Origin of the sequence: Acetobacter sacchari (assembly GCF_017377715.1) — a bacterium.
Lineage (GTDB): Bacteria > Pseudomonadota > Alphaproteobacteria > Acetobacterales > Acetobacteraceae > Acetobacter > Acetobacter sacchari.
The window spans coordinates 70,292-95,416 of the sequence record NZ_JAFVMF010000004.1 but is presented as its reverse complement, the minus strand read 5'-3'; the positions used below and the strand labels follow the sequence as shown (position 1 = coordinate 95,416).

General features: G+C 61.8%; 19 protein-coding genes. 9 read left to right on the top strand and 10 right to left on the bottom strand.

Going from position 1 to position 25,125, the window contains the following annotated elements; genetic code table 11:
- Positions 1–527: 527 nt before the first annotated feature.
- Positions 528–998, bottom strand: a complete 471-nt coding sequence (gene queF / locus J2D73_RS04605) for a preQ(1) synthase (protein ID WP_207879854.1) — start codon at positions 996–998, stop codon at positions 528–530.
- 161 nt (positions 999–1,159) lie between these two features.
- Here queF and rnd point away from each other — a divergent pair, with 161 nt between their 5' ends.
- Entirely contained in the window at positions 1,160–2,362 is a 1,203-nt protein-coding gene (rnd, locus tag J2D73_RS04600; RefSeq protein WP_207879852.1) for a ribonuclease D, read from the top strand.
- Between the two features lie 169 nt (positions 2,363–2,531).
- The gene (locus tag J2D73_RS04595) at positions 2,532–3,305 is read left to right on the top strand and encodes a GcrA family cell cycle regulator (protein WP_207879850.1); all 774 of its coding nucleotides are present in this window, start codon (positions 2,532–2,534) and stop codon (positions 3,303–3,305) included.
- A gap of 730 nt (positions 3,306–4,035) precedes the next feature.
- On the opposite strand, the gene J2D73_RS04590 is transcribed toward J2D73_RS04595, so the two are convergent.
- Complete coding sequence (locus J2D73_RS04590; RefSeq protein WP_243429643.1) at positions 4,036–4,728, bottom strand: bactofilin family protein; 693 nt, start codon at positions 4,726–4,728, stop codon at positions 4,036–4,038.
- Positions 4,729–5,021: 293 nt separating this feature from the next.
- Here J2D73_RS04590 and J2D73_RS04585 point away from each other — a divergent pair, with 293 nt between their 5' ends.
- The gene (locus J2D73_RS04585; RefSeq protein ID WP_207879846.1) at positions 5,022–6,011 is read left to right on the top strand and encodes an adenosine kinase; all 990 of its coding nucleotides are present in this window, start codon (positions 5,022–5,024) and stop codon (positions 6,009–6,011) included.
- Here J2D73_RS04585 and J2D73_RS04580 read toward each other — a convergent pair.
- Complete coding sequence (locus tag J2D73_RS04580; protein WP_207879844.1) at positions 6,008–7,555, bottom strand: glycosyltransferase family 4 protein; 1,548 nt, start codon at positions 7,553–7,555, stop codon at positions 6,008–6,010. The genes J2D73_RS04585 and J2D73_RS04580 overlap by 4 nt on opposite strands.
- Complete coding sequence (locus tag J2D73_RS04575) at positions 7,552–9,252, bottom strand: glycosyltransferase family 4 protein (protein ID WP_207879842.1); 1,701 nt, start codon at positions 9,250–9,252, stop codon at positions 7,552–7,554. The genes J2D73_RS04580 and J2D73_RS04575 overlap by 4 nt, the downstream gene beginning before the upstream one ends.
- A gap of 264 nt (positions 9,253–9,516) precedes the next feature.
- Here J2D73_RS04575 and J2D73_RS04570 point away from each other — a divergent pair, with 264 nt between their 5' ends.
- The 5 genes from J2D73_RS04570 (at position 9,517) to J2D73_RS04550 (ending at position 17,960) form a co-directional block, all read left to right on the top strand.
- Positions 9,517–11,742 (top strand): glycosyltransferase, encoded by a 2,226-nt coding sequence (locus tag J2D73_RS04570; protein WP_207879840.1) that lies wholly within the window; start codon positions 9,517–9,519, stop codon positions 11,740–11,742.
- Positions 11,743–11,964: 222 nt separating this feature from the next.
- Positions 11,965–12,618: a D-sedoheptulose 7-phosphate isomerase gene (locus J2D73_RS04565; protein WP_456304357.1), complete on the top strand. Its 654-nt coding sequence runs from the start codon at positions 11,965–11,967 to the stop codon at positions 12,616–12,618.
- A 140-nt stretch (positions 12,619–12,758) separates the two neighbouring features.
- Positions 12,759–15,860, top strand: a complete 3,102-nt coding sequence (locus J2D73_RS04560; protein WP_207879838.1) for a hypothetical protein — start codon at positions 12,759–12,761, stop codon at positions 15,858–15,860.
- Positions 15,861–16,028: 168 nt separating this feature from the next.
- Complete coding sequence (exaC, locus tag J2D73_RS04555; RefSeq protein WP_279380893.1) at positions 16,029–17,540, top strand: acetaldehyde dehydrogenase ExaC; 1,512 nt, start codon at positions 16,029–16,031, stop codon at positions 17,538–17,540.
- A gap of 123 nt (positions 17,541–17,663) precedes the next feature.
- Positions 17,664–17,960 (top strand): helix-hairpin-helix domain-containing protein, encoded by a 297-nt coding sequence (locus J2D73_RS04550; protein ID WP_207879834.1) that lies wholly within the window; start codon positions 17,664–17,666, stop codon positions 17,958–17,960.
- 208 nt (positions 17,961–18,168) lie between these two features.
- Here J2D73_RS04550 and J2D73_RS04545 read toward each other — a convergent pair whose 3' ends face one another.
- The 4 genes from J2D73_RS04545 to J2D73_RS04530 form a co-directional block, all read right to left on the bottom strand.
- Positions 18,169–19,380 carry an L-dopachrome tautomerase-related protein gene (locus tag J2D73_RS04545; protein ID WP_207879832.1) on the bottom strand — a complete coding sequence of 404 codons (1,212 nt, stop codon included), beginning with the start codon at positions 19,378–19,380 and terminating at the stop codon, positions 18,169–18,171.
- Between the two features lie 192 nt (positions 19,381–19,572).
- The gene (locus J2D73_RS04540; protein WP_207879830.1) at positions 19,573–20,109 is read right to left on the bottom strand and encodes an SRPBCC domain-containing protein; all 537 of its coding nucleotides are present in this window, start codon (positions 20,107–20,109) and stop codon (positions 19,573–19,575) included.
- 114 nt (positions 20,110–20,223) lie between these two features.
- Entirely contained in the window at positions 20,224–21,333 is a 1,110-nt protein-coding gene (locus tag J2D73_RS04535; protein ID WP_207879828.1) for an NADH:flavin oxidoreductase/NADH oxidase, read from the bottom strand.
- Position 21,334: 1 nt separating this feature from the next.
- Complete coding sequence (locus tag J2D73_RS04530; RefSeq protein ID WP_207879826.1) at positions 21,335–22,348, bottom strand: alcohol dehydrogenase catalytic domain-containing protein; 1,014 nt, start codon at positions 22,346–22,348, stop codon at positions 21,335–21,337.
- Positions 22,349–22,485: 137 nt separating this feature from the next.
- Between J2D73_RS04530 and J2D73_RS04525 the strand changes: the two genes are divergently transcribed.
- A complete protein-coding gene (locus J2D73_RS04525; protein ID WP_207879824.1) occupies positions 22,486–23,403 on the top strand; it encodes a LysR family transcriptional regulator in 918 nt (305 codons plus the stop codon).
- Positions 23,404–23,591: 188 nt separating this feature from the next.
- Here J2D73_RS04525 and J2D73_RS04520 read toward each other — a convergent pair whose 3' ends face one another.
- Positions 23,592–24,800 carry an MFS transporter gene (locus J2D73_RS04520; protein WP_207879819.1) on the bottom strand — a complete coding sequence of 403 codons (1,209 nt, stop codon included), beginning with the start codon at positions 24,798–24,800 and terminating at the stop codon, positions 23,592–23,594.
- Positions 24,801–24,804: 4 nt separating this feature from the next.
- Complete coding sequence (locus J2D73_RS04515; RefSeq protein WP_207879817.1) at positions 24,805–25,095, bottom strand: putative quinol monooxygenase; 291 nt, start codon at positions 25,093–25,095, stop codon at positions 24,805–24,807.
- Positions 25,096–25,125 lie beyond the last annotated feature (30 nt).

Below are 25,125 nucleotides of genomic sequence, written 5' to 3'. Positions count from 1 at the left end.
CGAGAAGGGGCGTTCAGGTAGCCAGAGGACGGAGATCCTCACCGTTGTCATGTGGCCGGGGTGTGACTGGCCGATGCTGCGACAGCTCTTCTGCTTTTAAGTGTCGAGCCCACGCCGATCATGTTTCCTGCTTCGCGCGTGGGCTTCAGCAGGAGCGCGTAGCGTGGTTCTCTCGCAATGAGCCGAGTTTTGTTAACGCCCGATGCAAGATTAACTCGCCACGGCGGCGGGTTTTTATAGATATGAATCAAGATGTTGGATCGCTATCTGGCGTAGCCTGTATGGGGGCGGCCTGAACGCTCCGCGGCGCAGCTTCGAGCAGTGCTGACATGAACAGGTAGAGGCGACAGGGCAAAGAACCGGCTGCCTAACCTGTCGTAATCAACCGCGTGCGTCTCGCTCTTGAAACGGAAGAGAGCGAACGGCGAAGCTGGCTGGCGGAGAGAGCCGGGAGCCACCGGAAGACGGCGCGTCTGTGCGTTTCTCCGGCGGCTCCACCTGATGTCGACGCCGCGGCGGTTAACGGCTCAACCGCGCCCACGATATCCCGGCACGTCCTGCGCGGGAACCCACACTCCGGCCGGAGCCTCGCCGGTCTGCCAGAATACGTCGATCGGCATTCCTCCGCGGGGATACCAGTAGGCGCCGATGCGCAGCCATATCGGGTCGAGTGTCTCCACCAGCTTCTGAGCGATCGTGACTGAGCAATCCTCATGAAAGGCGCCGTGGTTGCGGAAGGACGTGAGGTAGAGCTTCAGCGACTTGCTTTCGACGATCCACTCGCGCGGGATATAATCGATCACGATATGGGCGAAGTCCGGCTGACCCGTCACCGGGCAAAGCGAGGTGAATTCCGGTGCGGTGAAGCGCACTACGTACTGGCGATCCTGATGCGGAGCCGGCACGCGTTCCAGATGGGCGGCTTCTGGCGACTCAGGAATGGCGGTCGCCTGACCGAGCTGCGTGAGAGCCGCGGCGCCGTTGTCGTGTTCTGTCATCGGGTGGCTCCGATAGAAAATTCGGGAGAAGGGGACGCGCCGATCCTGTGGGCGCACAAGCGCGCCGGGTGTGTCAGAGCGCAGCCGCCTGCGTCAAGCGTATCCGTTATGGCTACGGTGGCAGCTTTTGTTCCTGCGGGCTCCTGTGTAAGAAGTGGCTCATGGCCAAACCCGCCCGACACAGCTTTCCGGAACCGCGCCTTATCGTGCGGACCGAGGATCTCGCCGAGACCGTCTCCCGTCTTCGTAACGAGCCGTTCGTCACCGTCGACACGGAGTTCATGCGCGAACGCACCTACTGGCCGGAGTTGTGCCTCGTGCAGCTTGCGGGCGCCTCCGAGGTCGCTCTGGTGGATGCGCTGGCGCCCGGTCTGGACCTTACGCCGCTGGCCGAGCTGTTCGACGATGCGTCGGTCGTGAAGGTGTTGCACGCCGCACGGCAGGATCTGGAGATTTTTCTCCATCTCTTCGACCGCCTGCCCACGCCAATGTTCGACACGCAGGTCGCGGCGATGGTGGCGGGTTACGGTGAACAGGTCGGCTACGACAATCTGGTGGGGGCGCTTACCGGCGCAGTCATCGACAAGAGCCATCGCTTCACCGACTGGTCGGCAAGACCCTTGTCGCAGGCGCAACTGACATACGCGGCGGCGGATGTGACTCATCTGCGCGATGTGTATGAACATCTGCTGCGCATCCTCGCCCGAGAGGCGCGTGGCGCGTGGGTCGCATCCGAGCAGGCGGCGCTGTCCGACCCGGAGCGCCTGCGGGTCGATCCGGAGAGGCAGTGGGAGCGACTGAAGGCGCGCACAGGCAACCGTCGGATGCTGGGCGTATTGCGCGCGATCGCTGCCTGGCGCGAGATCGAGGCCCAGAACGCCAACATCCCGCGCCAGCGGATGCTCAAGGACGAGAGCCTGCTGGAGATCGCGGCTACGGCGCCTCGGACCGTCGAGGCTTTGGCCCGCGTACGCGGCGTGACGCGCGGTTTTGCCGAGGGGAAGAGCGGCGCCGGGTTGTTGGAGGCCGTCGAAATAGCGCTGGAGCTTCCGGACGCGGAATTGCCGAGGCCTGCGCGGGGCAAGGGCGTCGACGGCCCGCGGGCGTCTCCGGCTCTTGTCGCGTTGCTGAAAGTGCTGCTTGCCCATCAGTGCGAAAAGCACGACGTTGCGCAGAAATTGGTGGCGACGTCCGACGAACTGGACGCGTTCGCTCTTGAACAGGACCCGGCGGGCCCCATCATGACAGGGTGGCGTCGCGATGTGTTCGGTGAAGAAGCGCTGGCGTTGTGCGAGGGCAGGCTGGCGCTGGGCGTCAAGGGCGATCGGGTGGAACTGATCCGCAAGGGCGACGCCCCGACATAACCGGGGGCCGATTCGTTCATACAGAGCGTTCCACCGGTTATCCATAGGGTTATCCAGCCCTTTGTCCCCAAGATTTTGTGGCGCCTTCCTTGAGCCGACCACAATATAATCCTATTTTCCGCCAAACTCGGAGTGGCGAGGACCGTTCCGTCAAAGGGAGGCCAATGTCATGGACTGGACGGAAGAGACGATCGCTCGTCTGAAAGAGCTGTGGGAGCAAGGGCTCTCCACGGCCGAAATCGGACGACAGATCGGCATCACGAAGAACGCTGTCGTCGGTAAGGCGCACAGGTTGGGCCTGCCTGCGCGCCCGTCGCCGATCCGTCGTCCCGGCGGCAAGAGCGCCAGCGCCAAGGCGGCGGACGTTGAAAAGTCTTCGGCGCCTGCGGAGCGCACGGTTGCAGCCGCGGAAGTCGTGGCTGAGCCCTCGGTGAGCGTTGTGACGACAGCCCCTGCTCCGGCGGCTGTCTCCGTTGAGAACGCCCTTGCGCCGCCGATTGCCGCGGAGCCGATCCAGGAAGCGTCGCCTGCCGCCGAGGTTGCGGAAGCCGTCTTGGTGGTCGAGACGACGCAAGTTTCGATCGCCGCTGAGACTGTGATGGAGGCTCCACGCTCCGCCGCCGCAGCGCCGGTCAAAGCTGCGGAAGCGCGGCCTGCGGCGTCGAGTCCGGCGACTGCGAACGCGGTTTCTCGCGAGCAGGTCGCCACGCCCTCTCCGGTGCCGGTCAAAGCGGCAGCGCCGCGCGCCGCCTTCCGTAACGTCGTCAACCCGCCTGCCGAGTCCCGCAGGCGTGGGCCAAGCTGCTGCTGGCCGCTTGGAGATCCGGGTACGCCGGGTTTTCGCTTTTGCGGCGCCGCGCCTCTGGCGGGAAAGCCCTACTGCGCGGAGCACGCGTCTTTGGCGTACGTAAAATTGCGTGATCGTCGCGACAACGTAGCCTGACAAGGGCGTTCGCAAGTTCGGCCATTTATTATATGGCCGGACTTGTCAGTTTACGCGCTGTGCGCATTTGGGGCGGTCTGGATGGCGTTTTGACGCCTGCGGTCGGTGTCCTCCTTTCCTTGCAAAACAGATTGATTCGACGTCGTGATTTGGCGTGCGATGAACTTCGCGTCGAAGCCGCCGGCGGTAATAGTCCGCGCAGATAGGCTCGATTTTCCTTCAAAAACGAAGGCCGCTGGGTCGGTCTGGCCATACTTGTAAGGGCCAACCTACGCGCTGCTGCTGTCGGGAAAGCTCCGAGGATGATTCCTGAAGAACGAATCTCGGAGCGCGTCGTGCTCTGACCGATTAATCGCACTGGCAGGCAGCCAGATTGTCATTCTCGTTGCGCAGGAGGATGGGCGGCAAGAGAATCGCGATTGCCCTGCCTTATTCTGACGGGTGCAGGAGAAGTAGGCGGCACTTCATTTTTTGCGGCGCCGAGCCGCTAACGCTCGATCTTCGGGACATCACGAAGAGGGACGTCGAAGGCGAGGACTGCGTGCGACTTCCCGTTCGAGGTTCTACGCTGACTTTGGGGGAACGGGGCGCAGTTTTGAAGACCATTATCCGGCAGGTTCGGGCAGGAACGAATGGCCTCGTCTCCAAAAAAGAAAACCCTGCATGCGCGAACGCAATACAGGGCTTATCTTCAGGATAAGCGGACAAAATCGCCCGCCTGCCGCTGTAATCAGGCGGCGCTGGACGCCGGAGCGGGCGTCGGAGTCGACTGCGCGGGAGAACTGGAGGAGGGGCTCGCTCCATCGGTCAACATTTCAAGCTGGCCGGTGATCTGGCCGCCGTCTTCAACACGCAGGCGCTTGCAGGTCGCCTTGCCAAGCAGACGTCCGGTCGCGCTGACCGTCAGGCTGCCGCGCACGGTCAGGGTGCCGTCGACCGTGCCGGCAATTTCTGCGTCCTCGACTTCGACGCCGCCGCGGAAGAGGCCGCCGGGCGCAACGGAAAGTTGCTTCGCCACGATCATGCTCGACTCAACAGTGCCCTCGACGACGAGGCGTTCTGCGTCCTGCACAGAGCCTTGAACGCTGATGCCACGTCCGACCACGAGGGTGCGGCGCTGCTCTTCCTCACGGCGAGGCGCAGGACCCTGCGGACGCTGCGCCATGGGGCCCGGCGCTCCGGCGGGGGCTCCGCCCGGCGCGCCTGCCGGCACGGGGTTGGGCGAAGGGGTGGAGCCAGGAGCAGGCGGGAACGGAGCACGACCCATAGATGGGGTATCCTTTGCTTGTGGAGGAAATAAGGGCGCGCCGCTTTTGTCTGGCGCTGGGGGGCGGGCGCCAGACGGCGGCGCGGCTGGCGCCGCGCTAGGGGAGGGAGCGGACTGGCCGGTCTGACTTTCGTCTGGCTTACGTCTTCTGAACAAGAAAACCCCGTCACTCTTGTGGCTGCGTGCTAGAGGTCACACGACGCAGCCGGATTCTGGGTTCACGCAGACGTCAGGCCGGCGGCTTGACCGACGCGACCTGAATGACCTTCACGCAACCTGCGCGAGCGTCCACGTGCTTGATTCGGTTATACGCATCAATGTGTTCGCCACAAGGCATTTGCTGTAAATTTGAGTTAAATTCGCCCTGCCTGCTCCCTGTTCTGCAAGGCATACGTGGCGCGGTCCGACCGATGCGGATAAGGGATGACCGCGATACATAGGGAAGAGTTATGAATACGCTTTACGACCTCCTCGGGATCGGCAACGCGATCACGGACATAGTGGCTCGGGTGGATGCGGATTTTCTTGAGCAGCACGGGCTGACGCCGGGATCAATGTCCCTGATCGACGCAGATCGTGCGGCGACGCTCCGAGCGCAGATCATCCCGGAGAAAGAGTCGGGCGGCGGCTCGGCCGCCAATACATGCGCCGTCGCTGCGGAACTCGGAGCGCGGGTCGCCTACCTGGGCAAAGTCGCCGACGACAAGGCTGGACGCGCTTTCTCCGAAGATCTTCGTGCAAGCGGCATTACATTTCCCTCGCGTCCTCTGGACGGGCGGGAGAGCGTGAATCTGTCCACCGCCTGCTGCGTCGTTCTCGTCACGCCGGACGGCCAAAGGACGATGAACACCTACCTTGGCGCCTGCACGCACTTCTCACCGGACGATGTGCTTGCCGATGTCGTTGGCGCGGCGAAGGTCGCCTACCTCGAAGGCTATCTTTTCGATCCGCCGCAGGCTCAGGAGGCGTTTCGTCGCGCAGCTACGATCGCGCACAAGGCGCAACGCAACGTGGCGTTGACGCTTTCGGACCCGTTCTGCGTAGCGCGCCATCGCGATGCATTCCGCGATCTGGTGCATGGCCATATCGATATCCTGTTCGCGAACGAGGATGAGATATGCTCCCTGTATCAGACTGAAAGTTTTGAGGATGCGGCGATGCAGGCCTCACGCGACGCGAGTTTCGTGGTGCTGACGCGCTCCGAGAAGGGAAGCGTCATTATCCGCGACGGCGAAAGAACGAATGTCGCGGCCGTTCCCACGACAGTTGTCGACACGACAGGAGCAGGAGACGCTTACGCCGCCGGGTTCCTCGCAGGGCTGACTGCCGGGCGTTCGGTGGAGGAAAGTGGGCGTCTCGCCTCCGTGGCGGCGTCGGAGGTGATCTCGCATTTCGGAGCGCGGCCGTTGACCTCGCTTTGGAAGGACATCGCCCTTTAGGGCGAGGCCTTATGCATGGACGTCTTTCGGAGAGAGCTCTTTCCGGAAGACGTGTCCTGGGATTTCGCCGTCGAATGCGGCGTCGCGCCGAACTCGACGCCGTAGGCCTTCAGCACGCTGCGGGCCTGTGTCTCCCATGGCGTGGGGACGAATTCCCGCACCACCTGTCGTCGCCACTGCTCTAACCCAGCAGGGTCGTCGAGAACCTCACCGATTACGCGGAGCGCGTCGTCGATGTCCTCCGGATCGAAGTAACGCCCCAAAGGCCCGCCGGCCTCCGGGATCGATGTGGTGGAGGACGCCACGCAAGGTTTGCCGAAGCTGAGGCTCTCGGTGACCGGCAGCCCCCATCCCTCAAAGATCGAGGGGAACGCGGTGAACAGGCAGCCCTGATAAAGTTCGGCCAGTTCCGCGTCGGACGGGCCGCTGATCAGCCTGATTTTTCCGTCAAGCCAGTTGGCGTTTTCCAGTTGCTGCATCAGATCGGCGACAAGCCAGCCGACCCGACCGGCAAATACCAGTGTAGGGACATCCTCTGCAGGACGTTCTTCCAAAAGACGCCGCCATACCCGAAAGAGCAATGCGTGGTTCTTTCGGGCCTCAATGGTCGAGACGAACAGGACGTAGCTGCCTTCTGGCGGCAGGTGAGGCGAACGCTGGGCGCTGGGCCAGCGCTTGCCTGACAATTTTGGGCGGCCAGCGTCCTGCGGCGGCGTTTGGCCGAAGCCCGAGCCCATGCCGATCGACTGCACGGCGTCGTTAAGGAGCAGGCGCTGTTCAACAGCATGTGCTTCGACGTCGCGCCGTGTCGCGTCACTGATGGCGAAAATCCGGTCCGCGAGCGGCAGGATCATGCGGTGCCATTGAGAGAATGTGGAGATGATGCCGCGATCGCACCATTCCGGGCACCTGATCGGCACGAGATCGTACATGAGCAGACCGAAAGACATCCGCAATTCATCACGGAGCCAGCGCACCGAACGTCCGTAGTCCGCATGACGCCAGGGCGATCCAGGAACGAAGAACGCATCGCCCGGGCGCGCGGCGTCGACCAGGCGAACGCCTTCCTCCACCACGACGGCGTCTTCGCCGACTTCCGCGAGCAGAGCCTCGCGTTCGATATTGGCGCGGCGTTTGACGTCAATCATGCGCAACGCATGCTGAATGGCGTTAAGGGGCGCTACCGCGAGTTGTTTTACGACCTCCAGCTGCGTGTCGAGTATGGCGGGCAATAGCGCGGCATTGTCGGCGGGCGGCGCAAATGGAACGCCCAGTCTCGGCGGCGGAGGCGCTGCAGGAGGGGGCGCCTGCGTCGGCGCGGCGCCGGTCACGCTGTCGAACAGCGCGTGGATATAGGTCCAGTCGACGGTTACGAAGTCGCACGGGCCATGACCGCGGCGCACGAAGCGGACATGGTCTGGCGCCATAGTCACCAGAGCACGGCTCAGTTCATACACGACACGCTGAATGCCGCTCGGGCGATTGTGGTGGGAGAGGTGATAAAGCAGGTCGTCGATATCGACCCATAGCGTGCGGCCGGTCATTGCACGTCTCCCTTGACGAGGGCAGGCGTCAGGAGTTTGTCGGCGGACACGTTGTCTGCGCCTTCCGGTTTATGGGCAGCGGCGCAGGCGTCCAGCACGGCGTCGGCCGTTGCTTCCCAGGAAACGCGCGGGAAGTCCTTCGTGACCTGCTCCCGCCAGAGAGCGAGTCCTGCGCGGTCGGCGATCACGTCACGGATCACGGTGGTCGCATCCTTGGCGCTTTCTGGATTGAAATAGCGGGCGAAGGCTCCGCCAGCTTCCGGAACGGATGTTACGTTCGAGGCGACGCAAGGGCTGCCCATCATAAGGCTTTCCGTCACCGGAAGCCCCCAGCCTTCGAACAGGGAAGGGAAAACGGTGAACATGCAGCCACGATAGAGCCAACGCAGCTCTTCGTCGCTCGGGTCGCGCAGAAGACGGATCTTGCCATCCAGCCAGTCCGTGTTTTCAAGCTGCTGCATCAGGTCCGCGACCAGCCAACCGACGCGTCCCGCAAAGACAAGAGTCGGCACGGCGTCGGCGCCCAATTCAGCGATGAGGCGACGCCAGACCCGGAATAGCAGCGCATGATTTTTGCGTGCCTCCATTGTCGATACGAAGAGCACGTAGGTGCCGGGTTTGGGCAATCCGCCCGGCGGCGTGGCGCCTTTCGGCTCATCTTGTTGCGCCGTCAGGCCGAACCCGGTGCCGAGGCGAATGGTGCGCACCTTGTCGGCCAGATGCAATCCTTCCTCTTCCGCGTATCGTTCCACGTCGCGCGCGGTGGCGTCGCTGATCGCCAGAAGATGCGTGCACTGGGGTAAGGTAGAGTCGAGCCAGTGGCGAAAAACTTCGACCAATGACTGTGCACACCACTCGGGGCGGCGAACGGGGATGAGATCGTAAAGTAGCAGGACCGGTCGCAGCCCGTGAATTTCACGAACTACCCGCAGGCGTTCGCCGAAAAGCGGATCGGACCAGGGGGCGCCCAGAACGAGGAAGATATCGCTTGGCGCGGTGTCGTGGGTCGAGATGGCCGAAGAAGGCCGAGAGAGAGAATCGATGGCAGCGATAACGGGTTGCTCGGCGCAGTGTGCGGTCGGCGTCGCAGCAGAGATATGATTGGCGTCGTCGCCATGTGCAGTTTCATAAAGCCGCCGTGCGCGCTTAAGGCTCCAGTATCGTCGCGCCAGTCTGGCTGTGCGGACCTGCATCACGCCTGCGGTAATGAACGGGTTGGCTACGCTGGGGGGTAATGCCTCCAGACGTCGGATAGCGCTGTGTCGCGCATGTTGTATCAGCTCCACAGGGGTGAGCTTGCCCAAAAGCCGCTTGAGCACGCGCTTGACGCGTCTGTCGGCAGGAGCGGATGATGTCGGGGTGGGCGTCGGACGAGTTACTTTCTGCGTCGGGCGGTCGGTACGCGGCGCGGTCGTGGATTGAGTATGCGCGGTGTCGCCGGAAAGGCGATCGAAGATGGCTTGAATGTCGCGAAACGCGACCTTGGAAAGCGCCGAACCGTCAGCGCCGCGTCGAACGAAAACAACGCGTGGACCATCGGGTCTGGTCGTGGCTCTTTGCTCAAGAACCCTCAGAATTTCGTATACCAGACGCTGAATGCCGCTCGGGCGAGGGTTGGAAATTGCATATTGGAAGAGATCGTCTACATCGACCCAGAGTGTATAGGCAGGCGTTTTGTCTGAAGAGGGGCGAGCCATATACAAGCGTTCCGTAGCAAGTCTGGTTTCCGGCAGACGCAACATACACGCCAATGCCGATACTGTTGTACATCATGAACGTTTCGATGGACCATATGTTCATATGAGCGTCAAGCGCATGTGGAAACTGTGTTTCGAGGGGCGGAAGCCGGGGGAAATCTTGCACGCCGGACGCTTTGCGGGCACCTCTTGAAGCATGAGATTCCTCCTTCCGTTTTCCATTTTGTATTGGACCATCGTCAGGAATGGGGCTTCTTTCGTGCAATGAACTCACGTCGTGACGCGGACAAGGCAGCCGCCGTAGTTCAGGTCTTCGCCGCCGGCCTGGGGCGCTTGCCCGAACGATCTGCGGTGGAGCATTTCGTTTCGGTGCTGGAAACCCTGGATGCGCCGTTTGCGGACGTCACAGCGGTGGAACGTATGGCGGACATGATCGTCGGTTCTGACGAATTCCGCCAACGATACGGCGACAAGCACGAATCTGATGTGCCATTCGTGCGAGCGTTGTTTCTGGACGCGTTAGGTCGCGAGGCCACGGCGCTCGAATATATGCGCTTCGCCCGCCAGTCGGGCCGAGCTTCGGTGCTGGCGGAGGTGGCCGTTGCGCCGGAAATTATGGGGCGTTTCGATCCGTTCGAGTGGCTTTATCCGCGTGGCGCGCCAGTGCAGGATGATCGCGCCTACGCCTTGTGGGCAGAGAGATATGATAGCGAAGCGGGCCTGAAAAACGTTCGGCTTGCCGCAGGTCAAAAACCGTCGATCACCTTTCTGTTGAATGTGCCAGCCTGGCGTTTTGATCTTCTGGAAGAGACGCTCGTCTCCTTGCTGGCCCAGACCCATTCGGGGTGGTCGGCATGCGTCGCGGCGAGCGTTGACGACTTTCGTACCGTGGAGCGACTGCTCGATGCGGCGCGTACAGATCCACGTGTGCGGGTTTTCCCGGTGTTGCCCGACGTCGACGCTCGGCAAGTTACCTTTCAGGCAGCGGAGACGCCGTTTATCGCCTTCATCGAACCCGGCGATCGTCTGATGGCGTCGGCTGTGCAGTTTATTGCCGAAGTCTTGGCGGAATTGCCGGAAACGGCCCTGCTTTATACCGACGAGGACAGGATTGACGCACACGGACGTCGATGGGGAGCGCGGTTCAAGCCTGGATGGAGTGACGATCAACTGCTGGGCGGCGACACGATTGGGCAACTCGCCGTCATGGCGCGTGAGCGGATTATTGCGAGTGGCGGTCTGGATGCGGCTTGTGCGTGCGTCAGTGTGGCGGAGGCCGACGACGTTAGGCCGTGGAGTGTGGAGGAGCGGGAGCGGGCGTTTCAGCTTGCGGTGAAGTTGCGCGTTGCGGAGGCGACGACGACCGACCGGATCGTGCATTTGCCACGCGTGTTGTTTCATCGCGGGCGCGGATTTTCCGGACCGTCGCCGATGGTGGCGGCTCGAGTGTCTCCTCAGGCGCCTGTTCCAGTGGAACAGGCGGTCGTGTCGCGCCATATCGCCGATTGTCGGCCAGGCCTGAGGTTGACGGAGACCTCTCTCGACGTCGCGGCTTCGGCCGCACACGGCATGCTGTGGCCCCGCGTTCTCTATCCGTTGCCGACAGTCAGGCCGACGGTGTCGATTGTCATTCTGACACGTGATAACCCGGATCTGCTCGCACGTTGTCTTTCCGGATTGCTTTACGAGACGGATTATCCGGCTTTTGACGTGACCATCGTCGACAATGGCGGCGTCGAACCTGAGGCGGCGGAGCTACTGCGGCAGTTCGCTGTCGATCCACGTGTGATGGTGCGACGGATCGATACTCCCTTCAACTGGGCGGCGCTGAACAACGAGGCGGCTCGAGGAACGAACGGCCAGCTGTTGCTGCTGCTCAACGACGATATAGAAATCCTGCGTCGCGACTGGTTGGATGAACTGGTCCGTCAGGCGCTTCGCCCGGGCGTCGGCGTCGTCGGCGCGCGTCTGCTCTATCCGGATGGGGCGCTACAACATGGCGGCATGGCGCTGACGCCAGACGGGGCGACGCATATCCTGCGTTCCGCTTCGCCCGGGGAGGGAGGATATCTCGGTCAGATCGCCTGGCAACGCGACATGCTGGCGGTGACGGGAGCCTGTCTGCTGATCCATCGCGCATTATTTGAGGAATTGGGCGGACTGGACGAAGAGTTTCACGTGACGTGCAACGACGTCGACCTCTGCCTGCGCGTCGTCGCCACGGGGAGGCGCGTTGTGTGGACGCCTCACGCCGTGCTGACGCACATAGATGGCGCAACCCGGGGAAGGGACCATAGGCCGGAGCGCCAGGTGCGCTTCTTCAGGGAAACGGCGCGGCTGATCGGTCGCTGGAGCGCGCTCGTCGCCTCGGACGCGACGATAAATCCCAACCTGAAACTAACCGATCGGGACATTCTGCTGACGCCTCCGACTGATCAATATGGCCGTCCGGATGAGGGGGAGGTGGCGGGGCTGGGCGTCAAGGCGTAGTGATCGCGCCCTGTCTAGTCAGTGGAGCTTTCTTTTCCACGCAGTGCGTGCTTGCTCTGCATCCTTGCCCAGTGCGCCGAAAGTTTATAATGCGACTCAATGCCGGTGCTTTCCGGGACGTTTGGCTCTGAAGTTCAAACGTACGGGTTTCAGCCGCGCGGCCGACAACGGTCGGGCGGACGGGACGTTCGAGTGCAGGTCGGGATGAGGACAACGTGTACGATGATCTCCATAGACCTGACGGCGGCCGCCGAATTTTCCGTTACGTCCGCCCAGCCCAAGGTCGAGGATCGCGGCTTCATGGCCGATTATCTGCGACGTTCGGCCGAAACGATGGCCGCGTTCGCTGAGGACGCGGCGGCTCAGGCGGCCATGCTCGAGCTTGCGGAGCGCGTCTCCACGTCACTGGCTGCGGGTGGGCGACTGCTGGTCGCAGGGAATGGAGGCAGTGCGGCGGACGCTCAGCACATCGCTGCGGAGTTCACCGGGCGTTTGATGTATGATCGCCGTCCATTGAGCGCCGTGGCTTTGACCACGGACAGTTCGAGCCTGACGGCCATCAGCAACGACTACGGTTTTGCAGAGGTGTTCGCGCGACAGGTTTCGGCTCTGGGTTGCCCGGGCGACGTATTTCTGGGGATTTCGACTTCGGGGAAGTCGCCAAATATCCTGCGCGCCTTCGAGGCGGCGCGAGAAGCTGGCGTGATCACGGCCGCGTTCTCAGGTGAAACCGGAATCGTTGGCGCGACATGCGACGTGACCGTGGCTGTTCCTTCGGCGTGGACGCCGCTTATCCAGCAGATGCACATCACAGCCGGGCATATCGTTTGTGGCCTCGTCGAGCGCACGCTATGCCCACGGCACGTCGAAGGTTGAACTCTGCATCCGGGCGGAGAACTGGAGAGGTTCTCGATAGGACGCCATGCGTCGGCAGGGTGTTCTCCTTGGCGGACTGATCCGACGGAGGTACGCATCATTAAAGCAGCAGATGTCGGAAAAATCGATGGCATGGCCCCATGACAGCCACTGATGACGCCGACCATACGTCAGGAGGCGCTTTCCAGCGGTTGCGATCGCGGTTGGGCGCGTTCGGGTTGAATGGGAGCGAGCCAGTGAGTGCGCCCGATTTCGGCCACGCCGATTTCCCGCACGAGGCTTCGGGCGTCGACCGTTTTCCTCCTGTTGATCAGGAGGTTGCCGAGATGTTTCTGGAGCGACGTTTTGCTGAGCTGATCGAACGCATTCATGCACAGGATAGTCACGTTCGTGGACTGACCGCCTTGATCGTGCGGCTCGAGGCGCAACTGCGTCGTGCGAAGGAGGATATCGACTCTCTTCGGCAAGTTGGCGTCACTGCGGGCGGCGGTCACGGAGTTTCCGATGCTTCTGCTGGGGAGAGCTCGGCGGCGCCCGGGGCTGAAGCGCAGCAAAACGGCGTGACGGCGCATGTCGCCGCGGATGTAGGCGACCACGCACCTCTGGAGAACGACACACTGGTGCGCCGCAACGGAGCTGTGTTTGACGACGGACATACGGACGATCTTGCTGACGGCGACGACTGCTCAAGCGTGTGCGATGAAGTCGCGTGTGGTGGCGCGCATCCTTCGTCCGAGGTGGTGAAGTGTGGCGATGTCGGTATGTCCGCCGATGCTGGCGTAACCAATGATGAGGTCGGATGTGGAGATGCGGTGGAATCCGGTCGCGCGGACGCATCTCACGATGCAGGCCGCTCTAGCGAAGTGATTCCGCAGGAGTGCGTGGGTCCGGCGGACGAAGCGGCCAAGCATGGTGGCGTGGCTCAGCACGGCGTGGTCGTTGCGCGCGAACGTCCGCCCGGCAGTGGCGACGGAGCCACGGTTATGGCGGTCGTGCATGATGACGTGCCGGAACGTGGTAATAAAGGTGCGGACCACGAAGCGAACGCGGTTCCACCCCCTGACTTTTCCAGCGCGCTGACAAGATTGTTGCGGCGGGTTCCTGTTGTGGGAAGCATGCTGCGCCGCCGGACGCCGTTACCTTCAGAGCGGCTCCAGGCCCAGTCGTCTGGCCCGGTGCCGCTGTCTTCCCCTCAGGCCGCTACTTCGCCCGAGCGATCTGTCGAGAAGACGCCCTCATCAGATGCTTCCGGTCTGGAGGCTCGAGCGCCTGTATTTCTCCACAGCGAACGTGAATCCGGTCCGGATGCAGAACCGCAGCAGCCTGTGATGCATGAGGCCGCAGTGGAATCGGCGCCGGAGACCCCGCCGCCCGCATCGCCTGCCCTCACGCCCAGGGGCGAATTTGACGACGATGTGGCGCTGATTTCCAGATCGTCGTTGTTCGACGCGGAGTGGTATCGCGCCCAATGCGACGCGCGGCCTGACCGAGCTGAACTGACGCCCGACGCGAACCTTGTCGAGCATTATTGCCGTGTGGGGTGTCAGCTAGGGATTGATCCGCATCCACTGTTTGACTCGGTTTATTATCTGGCGGGCCTTCTTAGTCGTTCCCCAGCAGGAAATATCGCCGAGGAGAACGGATACGGCGCCCAGAGCAATCCTCTGGCGCATTATCTGCGTGCTGCGCCTTATGCTGCGCCCGATCCGCATCCCCTGTTCGAGGGGGCGCTGTATTGCGAGGGGGGGCTGCCCGGCCCACTGCATGGTTCGACTCTGTTGGAGGATTTTCTCGACAGAAATGGCGACGTGCGGCCGAATCCCGGCTTCCTCCCCGGCTGGTATCGCGTCGAATATCTTGCTGCGGCGGCGCTCGAAATCAATCCGCTCATTCATTATGTCACGGTCGGGGAGAGGCTCGGATTGGCGCCGCATCCGCTGTTTGATCCCCGCAATTACCTGGCCGAGCATCCGGAATTCACCGAAATCGGCGCATTAACCGGATATCTCCTGTCTACGCGAGTTACGCGAGGCGCCGGAGAGGACGACCCGGCGTTGCCGCCCGCTCCCGTTCAGGGCTTAGGAGCGACAGTCGCGCTGTATTCCGCCGTGATTGTCGATAATTCTTCGCCTTACGCGCTATGGCGCTGCATCTACGCGCTGACGGCTCAGGCGAATGTTGACGTCATAGTGGTCGGCGTAAAGAACGCCATCGTGACGACTCTGTTGGCGAGCCTGCCGGTTCGTGTGGCCCCCACGGTCAGGCTTGGATTGTTATGGGCTATGGGCGATCTGGCGGTTGTGACGGAAAGCAACCTTTGGCTCGGATCGGGTGCGCTCGACGCTATGGCTACGTCATTTGTGCAGGACGAGCGCGTCGTGCTGGTCGCCCCCGGGATTGTCGAGGCAGCGGGAGCGCCGATTTCGGAGGAGGCTTCGTCGGGTGCGGGGGTCTCCGGACAATACGAGGGAACCAGCAAGGCTGCGTTGCTTGATGGCGGGTGCTTCGTCGTGCGTCGCTCCGTGGCGACGACCGGCGGTGGAGTAGACGCATGTCTCGACGCGGCGCTCGATCATGTCGGCGATCTCGCCGGGCGTTCGCTGACTGAGTGGAGGGACGCTCTGTCGTCGCATATGCGAGAATCCGGGGGGCATGTCGTGCAGCGCCGCGACGTTGAGGCGATCCGATACGTTCGCCGCTCCCTGCTCAGCGATGTTCCGCAGCCGATCGACGAATCCGGGCCAGACGCCGGGGCGACAGCTTCGATGGCGAGAGGTGTGGTTACGGAGCCTGCGTTCGTGGCTGTCGTGATCGACAGGGCGGGTTCGACTTTGGGCCGACGTCTCGCAGGTGAGGCGGGGCGCGGGTATGTGTTTTATATTGACGATACGGCGCATGGCCGCATGCCGCGCGCTGACGATGGCGAACGTCTGGACGACTGGCTGGAGCGTCGAGGCCGGGACGTGGCGGCTATACTGGTTGGGCCGGAAGCCGCTGCGGTGGACGTCCTCGCTACGCTGAGGGGCGCAAGCGGCGCTCCTCTCGTGTTGTTCTGGAATGACGTGAAGCCGGATGCGGCTGTGAGCGCTCTGGCAGGGATTGATCTTGTTCTGGCGTCTGAGGCGATCGACGTGGTCGAGCTTCAAATGCAGGCGGCCGATGCCGGCGTGACCGTGATTCTGGCAGGAGCCGATTTTGCAGAAGGCGACGCCTTCAGGTTTATCGCTGAGGCTTTGCGATAGATCGCCATTCGGGCGCGTACGCACATGTTTGCGTGAGGCGCCAGAACGTGACGTGCATTACAGTATTCCATTTTTTACAGTGCCAGTCCTCTGCCGGGGGCTGACTGCACATGTCGCCGGGGACCTCGAAGACACATAATTATAAAAGAGAGACCGTTCATGAACATCATGTCGCAGCAGGCCTCCCTGTCCAAACCGCCCTTCAAGTCCCGTTACGAGAATTATATCGGCGGAGAATGGGTCGCCCCTGTTGGCGGCCAGTATATGAAGAACATCTCGCCTGTGAACGGTCAGGTGTTGTGTGAGGTTCCTGACTCCCGCGCGGCGGATATCGAGCTTGCGCTCGACGCTGCGCACAAGGCGAAGGAAGGCTGGGCGCGCACGTCCCATGGGGATCGCTCCACCATCCTTCTCAAGGCGGCGGACCGCATGGAGGCCGAACTGCAACGCATCGCGGTTGCGGAATCCTGGGACAATGGCAAGCCGGTTCGCGAAACGATGGCCGCCGACATTCCTCTCGCGATCGACCATTTCCGTTATTTCGCCGGATGTCTGCGCGCGCAGGAAGGCGGCATCAGCCAGATCGACGAAACCACGGTCGCGTATCATTTCCACGAACCATTAGGCGTGGTCGGGCAGATCATTCCGTGGAACTTCCCGATCCTGATGGGCGCATGGAAACTGGCGCCGGCTCTCGCCGCCGGAAACTGCGTCGTCATGAAACCGGCCGAGACGACGCCCGCGAGCATCCTTGTGCTGATGGAAATCATCGGCGACCTGTTTCCGCCGGGCGTGCTTAACATCGTCAACGGTGTGGGACGTGAAGTCGGCGCGGCGCTGTCTTCGAGCAAGCGCATCGCCAAGATCGCGTTCACAGGCTCTACGGCCACCGGGCGCGGCGTAGCACACGCGGCGGCGGAAAACCTGATTCCGGCCACGTTGGAGCTTGGCGGCAAGTCGCCGAATATCTTCTTCGCCGACATCATGAACGAAGATGACGGATATCTCGACAAGGCGCTTGAAGGTTTCGCGATGTTCGCGCTGAATCAGGGGCAGGTCTGCACCTGTCCGAGCCGCGCGCTGGTGCATGAGTCGATTTACGACCGCTTCATCGAACGCGCGCTGGAGCGCGTGAAGGCGATCCGTCAGGGCGACCCGCTCGACCCGATGACGATGATGGGTGCGCAGAACTCGAAAATGCAGGAGGACAAGATCCTCGGCTACATCGACGTTGGCAAGAGCGAGGGCGCGCGTCTTCTGACCGGTGGTTCCCGGCCGGATCTGGGCAAGGCGTTCAATGACGGGTTCTATGTCGAGCCGACCGTGTTCGCGGGCGACAACAGCATGAGGATATTTCAGGAGGAAATCTTCGGGCCTGTCCTCGCCGTGACGACGTTCCGCGACGAGGCCGAGGCTCTGGCCATCGCCAATGACACCCCCTATGGCCTCGGCTCCGGCGTGTGGTCGCGCAACGCCAACACCTGCTACCGCATGGGGCGTGGCATTCAGGCGGGCCGCGTCTGGGTGAACTGCTACCACGCCTATCCGGCGCACGCAGCGTTCGGCGGCTACAAGGAATCTGGCATCGGTCGTGAAACCCACAAGATGGTTCTCGATCATTACCAGCAGACGAAGAACATGCTCGTCAGTTATAGCGAGAGCAAGCTGGGCTTCTTCTGATCGGCGCGCCCCCGGCGAGGAGTAACGTCGGGGGCGGACTTGCTTTCATGCGTTGCGCAGGAGAACACTCGTCATTCGAGCCGAAAACGGCGTAGCCGCCGGGTGGCTGAAAGGGGGCGTTCAATGCAGGAAGCGCAGTCGCTCGGACGGCTTCGTAATATCGGCAAGGCTGCCCTTGCCGATTTTCGCGTTCTGGGGATCGAAACGGTCGACGATCTGAAATCGAAAGACGCAGACACGTTATATGTCGCGCTATGCCGCCAGACCGGGCAACGGCACGACCCCTGCGTCCATGACGTGTTCGCCGCAGCAATCCATCAGGCGCAAACCGGGGAAGCTCTCGACTGGTGGAAATTCACGCCCGCCCGCAAGGCGCGTCAGGCGGAAGGAACGTTTCCGGTCGTTGCTGCTTCTTCGTAATCGCAGGCCAGACTACGTCTGTTCGCGCAAGCTCATCAATGGCTTTCGCGTTGCTCGTTTTGGGGTTTCCATTATCAGCTAAACTATGTCGCAAGGTTATTGCGTGCCTGAGAAAATTTCGTTCCGCTCCGGTGCAATCGAAATATTCATAACGGTATCGTTGTGAGTATGCTTATGCGCCTGGACGATACCGTTTGAAGGAGCGAGGCTACCCGACTGGCGGCGTAATGGGGCAACGGACAATAAGATAGGGCGGCTGGCGCAGGTTATGCCCGCCGTTCATCGCGGGCAGGCGGTTCCACTGCCCCAGAACACAGTAAACATGCCGGTCCGTGGCGAAGATTCCATCTGGCCAGACAATGCGCCGGTCGCGGGCGATCACGTCGATGGAGCCGTCGACGTTGCGACGCATGATAGCGTCGTGCTCTCCGGCGGTCAGATAAATGCGGTTCCAGGGATCCGTGGCCAGACCGTCCGTCATCACCTTCTCGCCCAGATCGACCACGGCTGCGGCAAGCTGCTCCTCCGTCGCGTCGAAGTTCGCCAGAAGCGCAGTCGGCAGGCTGTAAAGGCGGCGGCTGGTCAGGGGGGAGTAGTAGAGCGTCGCGCTGTCCGTGCTCAGCGTAATACTGTCGACCCCGCCGGTCGGAAACTGCGCATGCTGCTCCTGATACCGGCGCGGCTTGCCCTCCAGCACGGCGACGAAACCCTTCTCCGCGACAATCGAAGGATGGCCCGACAGAACGCGCCGTTGCCGCCCCGTCGCGATGTCGATCACGACGAGCGCGGGCGACGTTCCGAACGACGAGTCCGCGACATAGACGACGCCCTGCGCGCCATGCGTCAGATCGACCCGCAGGTCGTTCATATGGCTGTCGGGAAGCAGCACAGGCGATTTGAGAACGAGACTGGCGATACGTCGGCCGGAAGCTGGGTCAAAGCCGACCACTTTCGCGGCGCCAGGTTGCAGCGGTTTGCCCGCGATCTTGCCGTCATCAATGCCCCACAGACGCCCGCGCGTGTCGGTGGTCAGGCCATGGAGCGAGATCAGCTTTTCTTCGGGCGGCAGGGCGCTCGGGCGTGTCGCCTCGGCATCGGGAAACGCCGTCAGACGCCCGTCGCGCAGTTCGTTCAGCGTCGGCTGGTCATGATCCTGCGCATGACGCGGCAGGCTGATGAAGACGCGCCCGTCGGGCGTGACGGCGATGCCGGACGGCCCCGGGTCAGGCAATGCTGCGATCACCTCCATCTGCCCCGCTGGCAGCATGTCCTGCGCCACTGCCACCCCCTGTGCGTCCGGATTGACGCCGGGGGCCGCGTTCGCCGCTTTCACAGAGGTGAGGGCGATGGGAAGCGCAGGCGCGGCGGCGGCTTTGGCCAGCAGGGAGCGGCGGCCGAAACCGGCGGATTGGCGGGGCATGGGGCTTTTCCCTTCACGGCGGCGCCGGGTTCGAGAGGTCATGACCTGACCTTACGCGGTAGGGGCGGAGGTGTCGCCCCGTGCGTGCGGATGGTGAGGGGCCGCCTTGGGGGAAAGCAGAATGTCCGCTTCTGAGCATGAGCGGCAGAGTATGGACATTCTGTTCAATGACAGTTCCGTTAAAACCAATGTTCATGGTTTGAGTGATGTCGTTACCAATGAACTTCGAGCCGCTGACACCAGTCCATCGAGCCATTCCTGATGACCATTGAGCATTGGATTGGGACGCGTAGTCGCCAATTCTTTCGCCGGTTCACCATTCTGGGTTTCTTGTGTAAGAATTCTGACGCGCCCTTCGGACAGGTCCTCAATTAACCAGGCATGATGAACATCGAGCCTGTTCAAAGACTTTTCTTCACCTGACCATCCATGCCATGCGATCCGCCCCGGTTGACCGGACACAGGTGCTACGTATTCCGTAACTTCGGCCTCAACCGGAAACCCAAACGTTTCGAAGTAGAACCGGCGCCCCTGCGCAAGCTCGTGCCCCTTGTCATCATAAAGACGAGGATTGGCAGAATTGGCGTAGTATGTCGGCCACTGTGCTGGGTTGCTCAACAACGGCCAGATTTCAGCAGCCGTAAGGCCTGCTACGATCACTTCATTTGAGACGAAATTATCCGCAAAACCTGGAGCATAGCCCTGCGGCCAAAAAATTTCGTTCGCCATAACTATTCTTGCCCTGTGCTGAAAAACAGGCTCACTGGATAATCGATCCTGCTGATAAAGCCCAATCATGAGTTATGATATTAATCATAACTCATGTGAATACTTGGGTTGTAATTACTCTGAAGAGGCCGGGCGGTAACGCTCAAGCCAATGTGCATAGGAAGGCGGCAGAACCCAGGAGGGCCGCTCTAGGCCAAGCTTCAATGCCGTCGCGTAGGGCCAGTGCGGATTGGCAAGCTGCGCCCGTCCCACCATCACCAGATCCATCTGTTTCTTCTCCACGACACCATTTGCCAGCAGCGGCGTATCGATCCCCCAGGACGACGCCACAGGCAGGCCCGTCTCACGATGGACCCGCTCGGCGATGGGTGCCAGAAATGCCGGACCCCACGGAATCTGTGCTGCCGGCGTCGAGAAACCGACACTGACATTGAGCATATCCAGCCCTTCGGCCTTGAATTGACGCGTCAGGGTGATGGCTTCCTCAAGCGTTTCTTCATCCCGCCCATCGAATTCAATGACCCCGAAGCGGGCGGTCAGGGGAAAAGTCTCCGGCCAGACCTTGCGAACCGCACGAAGCGTTTCCAGCAGAAAGCGGCTTCGTCCTGCCAGATCGCCGCCATACTCGTCAGTACGATGGTTGGCATGGACCGAGAAAAAGCTCTGCGCGAGATAGCCATGAGCGAAATGCAGTTCCAGCCATTCAAACCCGGCCTCCACGGCACGGCGTGCCGCAGCGACAAAATTCGCCTGCACCCGCGCGATGTCCTCATGCGTCATTTCCCGTGGCGCCTGAGGCAGATTGGCGCCATAGGCGATGGCGGACGGTGAAATCGTCTCCCATCCTCGCGGATCGCCCTCGGCAATATGATCGTCGCCCTCCCACGGACGGTTGGCACTCGCCTTTCGGCCCGCGTGGGCAAGCTGAATCCCTGCGACGGCGCCAGCGGCCTTGATTTCACGCGCAACGGTCGCCATGCCCGCGATATGCCGGTCATCCCATAACCCGGTGCATCCGGGCGTGATCCGTCCCTCGGGCGAAACGCCCGTCGCTTCCACGATGACAAGGCCGGAACCGCCGCGGGCAAGGCCTGCATAATGGGCCCTGTGCCAATCGGTTGTGAATCCGTCGACCGCAACATACTGGCACATCGGTGGAACTGCGATGCGATTGCGCAGGTGTGCGTCTTTGAGGGCGAAGGTCGTAAAAAGCGCTGGATTCATATCACTCTTCCTCAACACAGGTGACGCGGATCAGCGCCTTCCCGAAAAATTGGCGATGTTCAAGGTTATTCAAAACCGCAGGTAGATCCCTGAAATCGCGAATAATGGTCTCTTCAGGAACGAGTGCCCGCTCTGCCAGACGGGTCAGGAGTCGATGCCCGACCGTCATGAGATCGTGCCAGTCAGCATCGTCGCCATACTGATGAAGCGCTCCAAGAGCGACTTCATGGACTGAAATACACCGGGTGAATGGCGGATCAGGCCACTCCGGCAGTCGGTTCTGAATGCACACGATATGCCCGTTTGCCTTCAGTGCCGGGGCCAAAGCCGCCGCATGGTCCGCGCCCACGCAATCGATCACCGCGTGGAAACGGTTTTTCAGGGCATCGTGTAGTGCCTCGCCGGTTTTCAGAGGCCCGGCAACGCAGTCCTGCACGCCCATGGCCCGTAGCCGTGCCCAGTGCCGCTGATTGCACATCGCCGTCACGGCAAACCCCCGCCCCACGGCAAGCTGGACGAGATAATGCCCTACACCGCCGCCCGCGCCAGCGATCAGCAGTGTCGCATCCGCTCGGCTCGGCAGTTTGGTAAGCGCCAGCCACGCCGTCAGCGCAGGACAGGGCATACTGGCCGCCGTCTCGAAATCCAGCGTTGGGGGCAGGCCGCTGACGGCTCGAAGGCGGACAGGCGTATACTCGGCGAAACTGCCAGGGCGCATCAGGCTCTGATGATACGCCACGCGCCGTCCCAGCCACTCGACTCCGACATCCTGCCCGACCGCCGCCACGACGCCAGCGCCATCGACACCGGGCACCCATCCCGGCTCCCACGGCGCCAGACGCGCACCGAGGGCCTTCCAGTCAACCGGGTTCAGTCCGGCAACATGGTTGCGCACCAGCACTTCATCGGGCTGAAGCACAGGGCGGGATACAGTCTTCAGCACGAGACCCAGGGCAGATGTTCCCTGCTCCCAGCACCATGCCCGATAATGATCAGGAACCACATAGTCAGTCATTGTGAGAGGTCCCGACCATCATTACCCTGAGCCGACAGTTAGGCATGGCAATTTTCCCCGTAGAAATCATGATTTGCGTCAGGATGGCATTGCGTTCAGAATAAATCCAATAATCACAAAATATGGATCCCATAAATATGGGTGATATCAAAACTCTGGATTTCAATCTGCTCCGTGCCCTCGATTTGCTGCTTGAAGAAGGCAGTGTGACGCGGGCGGCCGAACGGCTTGGCGTAACGCAGCCTGCGGTCAGCAACATGCTGACCCGCCTGCGTGAGAATTTTGACGATCCTCTGCTGGTCAGGACACAGCGCGGCATGACGCCCACGACACGCGCGCTTGATCTTGTCGCGCCGCTCAAGCGCATTCTGTGCGAGATCGGAACACTCTGTCAGCCAGACGCTTTCGACCCGATTTCGGCGTCATTTACGGTTTCGATCGCCGCAACCGACTATGCGCTCCAAGTTGTCCTGCTGCCGTTCATCGCCAGATTGCGGCAAGAGGCGCCAGGAATCACACTTGCGGTTCACCCGCTTGATGATGACCGACTTCAGGAGCAATTGGAAAAAGGTCAGATCGACATTGCGCTGGTCACACCCGAGACCTGCCCGCCTGATCTGCTATCATCGCAGCTTTTTCATGAAGAGTATATCTGCGCGGCGCGGAAGAACCATCCGACTGCAGGCATGCACATGACGCTGGACCAATATTGCACCGCCGGCCACATCATCGTCTCGTATGAAGGCGGACAGTTCTGCGGCGCGACAGACAGACAGCTCGAATCCCTTGGACGCAAGCGTCATGTTGCCCTGTCCGTGCCAAATTTTCTTGCGCTTCCGGATATTCTTCAGAAGACGGACTTGATCACGATGGCGCCCCGCAGATTGCTGCATGGACGTGAGGATCTTGTGCTGTTCAGTCCACCCAGTCCCCTGACTGTGCCTGGCTTTAACAAAATTCTCGCCTGGCACTGCCGTACCGAGAGCGACCCCCGTTATCAGTGGCTACGTAGTAAAGTAGCAGACAACACCAAATGCGTTTCAGGGCATGCTTGACGAGACTTGATGTCTGCAAACGGAAAATTATTTGGGTATTTGAATGACCGATATGAGAGGCGAAACCGGCCACACCAGCGTGCGGCGTAATCGCCCACTTTAAAGAATAATAGAACTGCATTTGATTGCGCCAATCTGCGGACCCCACAGCGGTAACTGCCAGAGCAAGAAAATCTGCGGAAAAGGCCTCAGCCCATCACCTCCTCGCTCCGGCTGCGCCTCAGCAACACGACCGTATGCGCACACCCGGCACTGGCGCAGAGCGCGCCGAGCAGAAAAACGGACCCATAACCCGTATGGTCGGCAAGAAGACCGGCGATCGGGCCGGTGGCGCCGTAGGCGAGGTCCTGAAACGCGGCGAAGCCGCCTAGCGCCGCCCCGCGCAGTTGTGGCGGGATCACCTTCACGACCTCTACGCCCAGAGACGGGAAGGCCATCGAACATCCGGCCCCGGTCAGCAGCGCGCCCGCGAATGCGAACCATGGGTTCGGCGCGGTCCAGAGCAGCCACTGGCCGCAGGCTTCCACGGCGAGGGAGGCGACGGCCACACGGTAGCCGCCGATCCTGTCGGGCAGGTGGCCGCAGAACACGCGGGTCAGCACGAAGGCGCCGCCGAACAGGCTCAGGCCCAATGCGGGGTAGGGCCAGTGACGGTGCAGGAAATACAGCGTCATGAACGCGCCGAGGCCTGCGAACCCGACGCCTTGCAGGCCAACCGCAGCGCCCTGCCCGGAGATGCGTCCGAGCACGCGCCAGAATGACTCGCGCCGTCCGGCGGCGATGGGCGCGGGCGCCACGCCGAGCACGAGCAGCAGCCCCAGCGCCGGAGTTGCCGCACCGACGGCCATGACGCCGCCAAAGCCAAAATGATGAAACAGGGCGAGGCCGACTGGTGCGCCTATGGCGAAGGCGCCGTACATCGCAGCGCCGGTCCACGCCATGACCTTCCCCGCGCGCGGCTGGCCCATAAGGCCGATGCCCCAGCCGAGCATTCCGACGATGGTCAGGCTCTCCCCAAGGCCGAGCAGCAGGCGTCCGGCGATGAGCACCGCATAGGCGAGGGAAGGAGGCAGCGTGGGAAGCGCCGCGGCTGCGCAAAGCGCGCTTGCAACGATATAGAGAATCAGGCCGCGCCGTTTGCAGACATGGCCGCCGAGCCGATCGGCGACGCCGCCTGCGTAGTTGCGGGTCAGGATCGTCGAAAGAAACGCGATCCCGACGGCGAGCCCGGCGAACATGTTGCCGAAGCCCGGCAATCCCGTGACGAAGACGGGGATCACCGGCAGCGATAGCGCCACGGCCATGTATGACAGGAACAGCGCGGCGCTGAGCCGCGCCAGGGTGTCTGTTCCGAACTCCTGCCCGGTCGCCTGTCCGTTTCCGGGAGGAGCGTTCATCGGGTCAGATCGGCTTGAGAAGATGGATCGCGATGGGCTGGGCGAGCAGGTCCCCAAGCTTGTCCGCCATCGTCTTGAAGTGCTCGGTCTCCAGATGCGCGTTGAAAGCGTCGCGGCTGGCCCAACGCTCGATGAACACGATCGTCTCCGGGTCGTCGAGGTCACGATGGGGGGTGTAGGCGTGATTCGCCTCTTCCTCGCGGGACAGGGCGACGCACGGCGTGATCGCCGCAATGACTTCCTCCACCTTGCCCGGTTTGGCCTTGACGATGGCTACGACGTCGATGGTCGACATGAGGTCTTCTCCAGTCCTGTTCGTCCGGTT

Coding starts and splice junctions, on each gene's coding strand:
- queF (WP_207879854.1), bottom strand. CDS start 998: ATGACAGAACACGACAACGGCGCCGCGGCTCTCACGCAGCTCGGTCAG.
- J2D73_RS04570 (WP_207879840.1), top strand. CDS start 9,517: ATGAACTCACGTCGTGACGCGGACAAGGCAGCCGCCGTAGTTCAGGTC.
- J2D73_RS04550 (WP_207879834.1), top strand. CDS start 17,664: ATGCAGGAAGCGCAGTCGCTCGGACGGCTTCGTAATATCGGCAAGGCT.
- J2D73_RS04540 (WP_207879830.1), bottom strand. CDS start 20,109: ATGGCGAACGAAATTTTTTGGCCGCAGGGCTATGCTCCAGGTTTTGCG.
- J2D73_RS04545 (WP_207879832.1), bottom strand. CDS start 19,380: ATGCCCCGCCAATCCGCCGGTTTCGGCCGCCGCTCCCTGCTGGCCAAA.
- J2D73_RS04535 (WP_207879828.1), bottom strand. CDS start 21,333: ATGAATCCAGCGCTTTTTACGACCTTCGCCCTCAAAGACGCACACCTG.
- J2D73_RS04530 (WP_207879826.1), bottom strand. CDS start 22,348: ATGACTGACTATGTGGTTCCTGATCATTATCGGGCATGGTGCTGGGAG.
- J2D73_RS04525 (WP_207879824.1), top strand. CDS start 22,486: ATGGGTGATATCAAAACTCTGGATTTCAATCTGCTCCGTGCCCTCGAT.
- J2D73_RS04565 (WP_456304357.1), top strand. CDS start 11,965: ATGATCTCCATAGACCTGACGGCGGCCGCCGAATTTTCCGTTACGTCC.
- J2D73_RS04585 (WP_207879846.1), top strand. CDS start 5,022: ATGAATACGCTTTACGACCTCCTCGGGATCGGCAACGCGATCACGGAC.
- J2D73_RS04560 (WP_207879838.1), top strand. CDS start 12,759: ATGACAGCCACTGATGACGCCGACCATACGTCAGGAGGCGCTTTCCAG.
- exaC (WP_279380893.1), top strand. CDS start 16,029: ATGTCGCAGCAGGCCTCCCTGTCCAAACCGCCCTTCAAGTCCCGTTAC.
- J2D73_RS04515 (WP_207879817.1), bottom strand. CDS start 25,095: ATGTCGACCATCGACGTCGTAGCCATCGTCAAGGCCAAACCGGGCAAG.
- J2D73_RS04580 (WP_207879844.1), bottom strand. CDS start 7,555: ATGACCGGCCGCACGCTATGGGTCGATATCGACGACCTGCTTTATCAC.
- J2D73_RS04595 (WP_207879850.1), top strand. CDS start 2,532: ATGGACTGGACGGAAGAGACGATCGCTCGTCTGAAAGAGCTGTGGGAG.
- rnd (WP_207879852.1), top strand. CDS start 1,160: ATGGCCAAACCCGCCCGACACAGCTTTCCGGAACCGCGCCTTATCGTG.
- J2D73_RS04520 (WP_207879819.1), bottom strand. CDS start 24,800: ATGAACGCTCCTCCCGGAAACGGACAGGCGACCGGGCAGGAGTTCGGA.
- J2D73_RS04575 (WP_207879842.1), bottom strand. CDS start 9,252: ATGGCTCGCCCCTCTTCAGACAAAACGCCTGCCTATACACTCTGGGTC.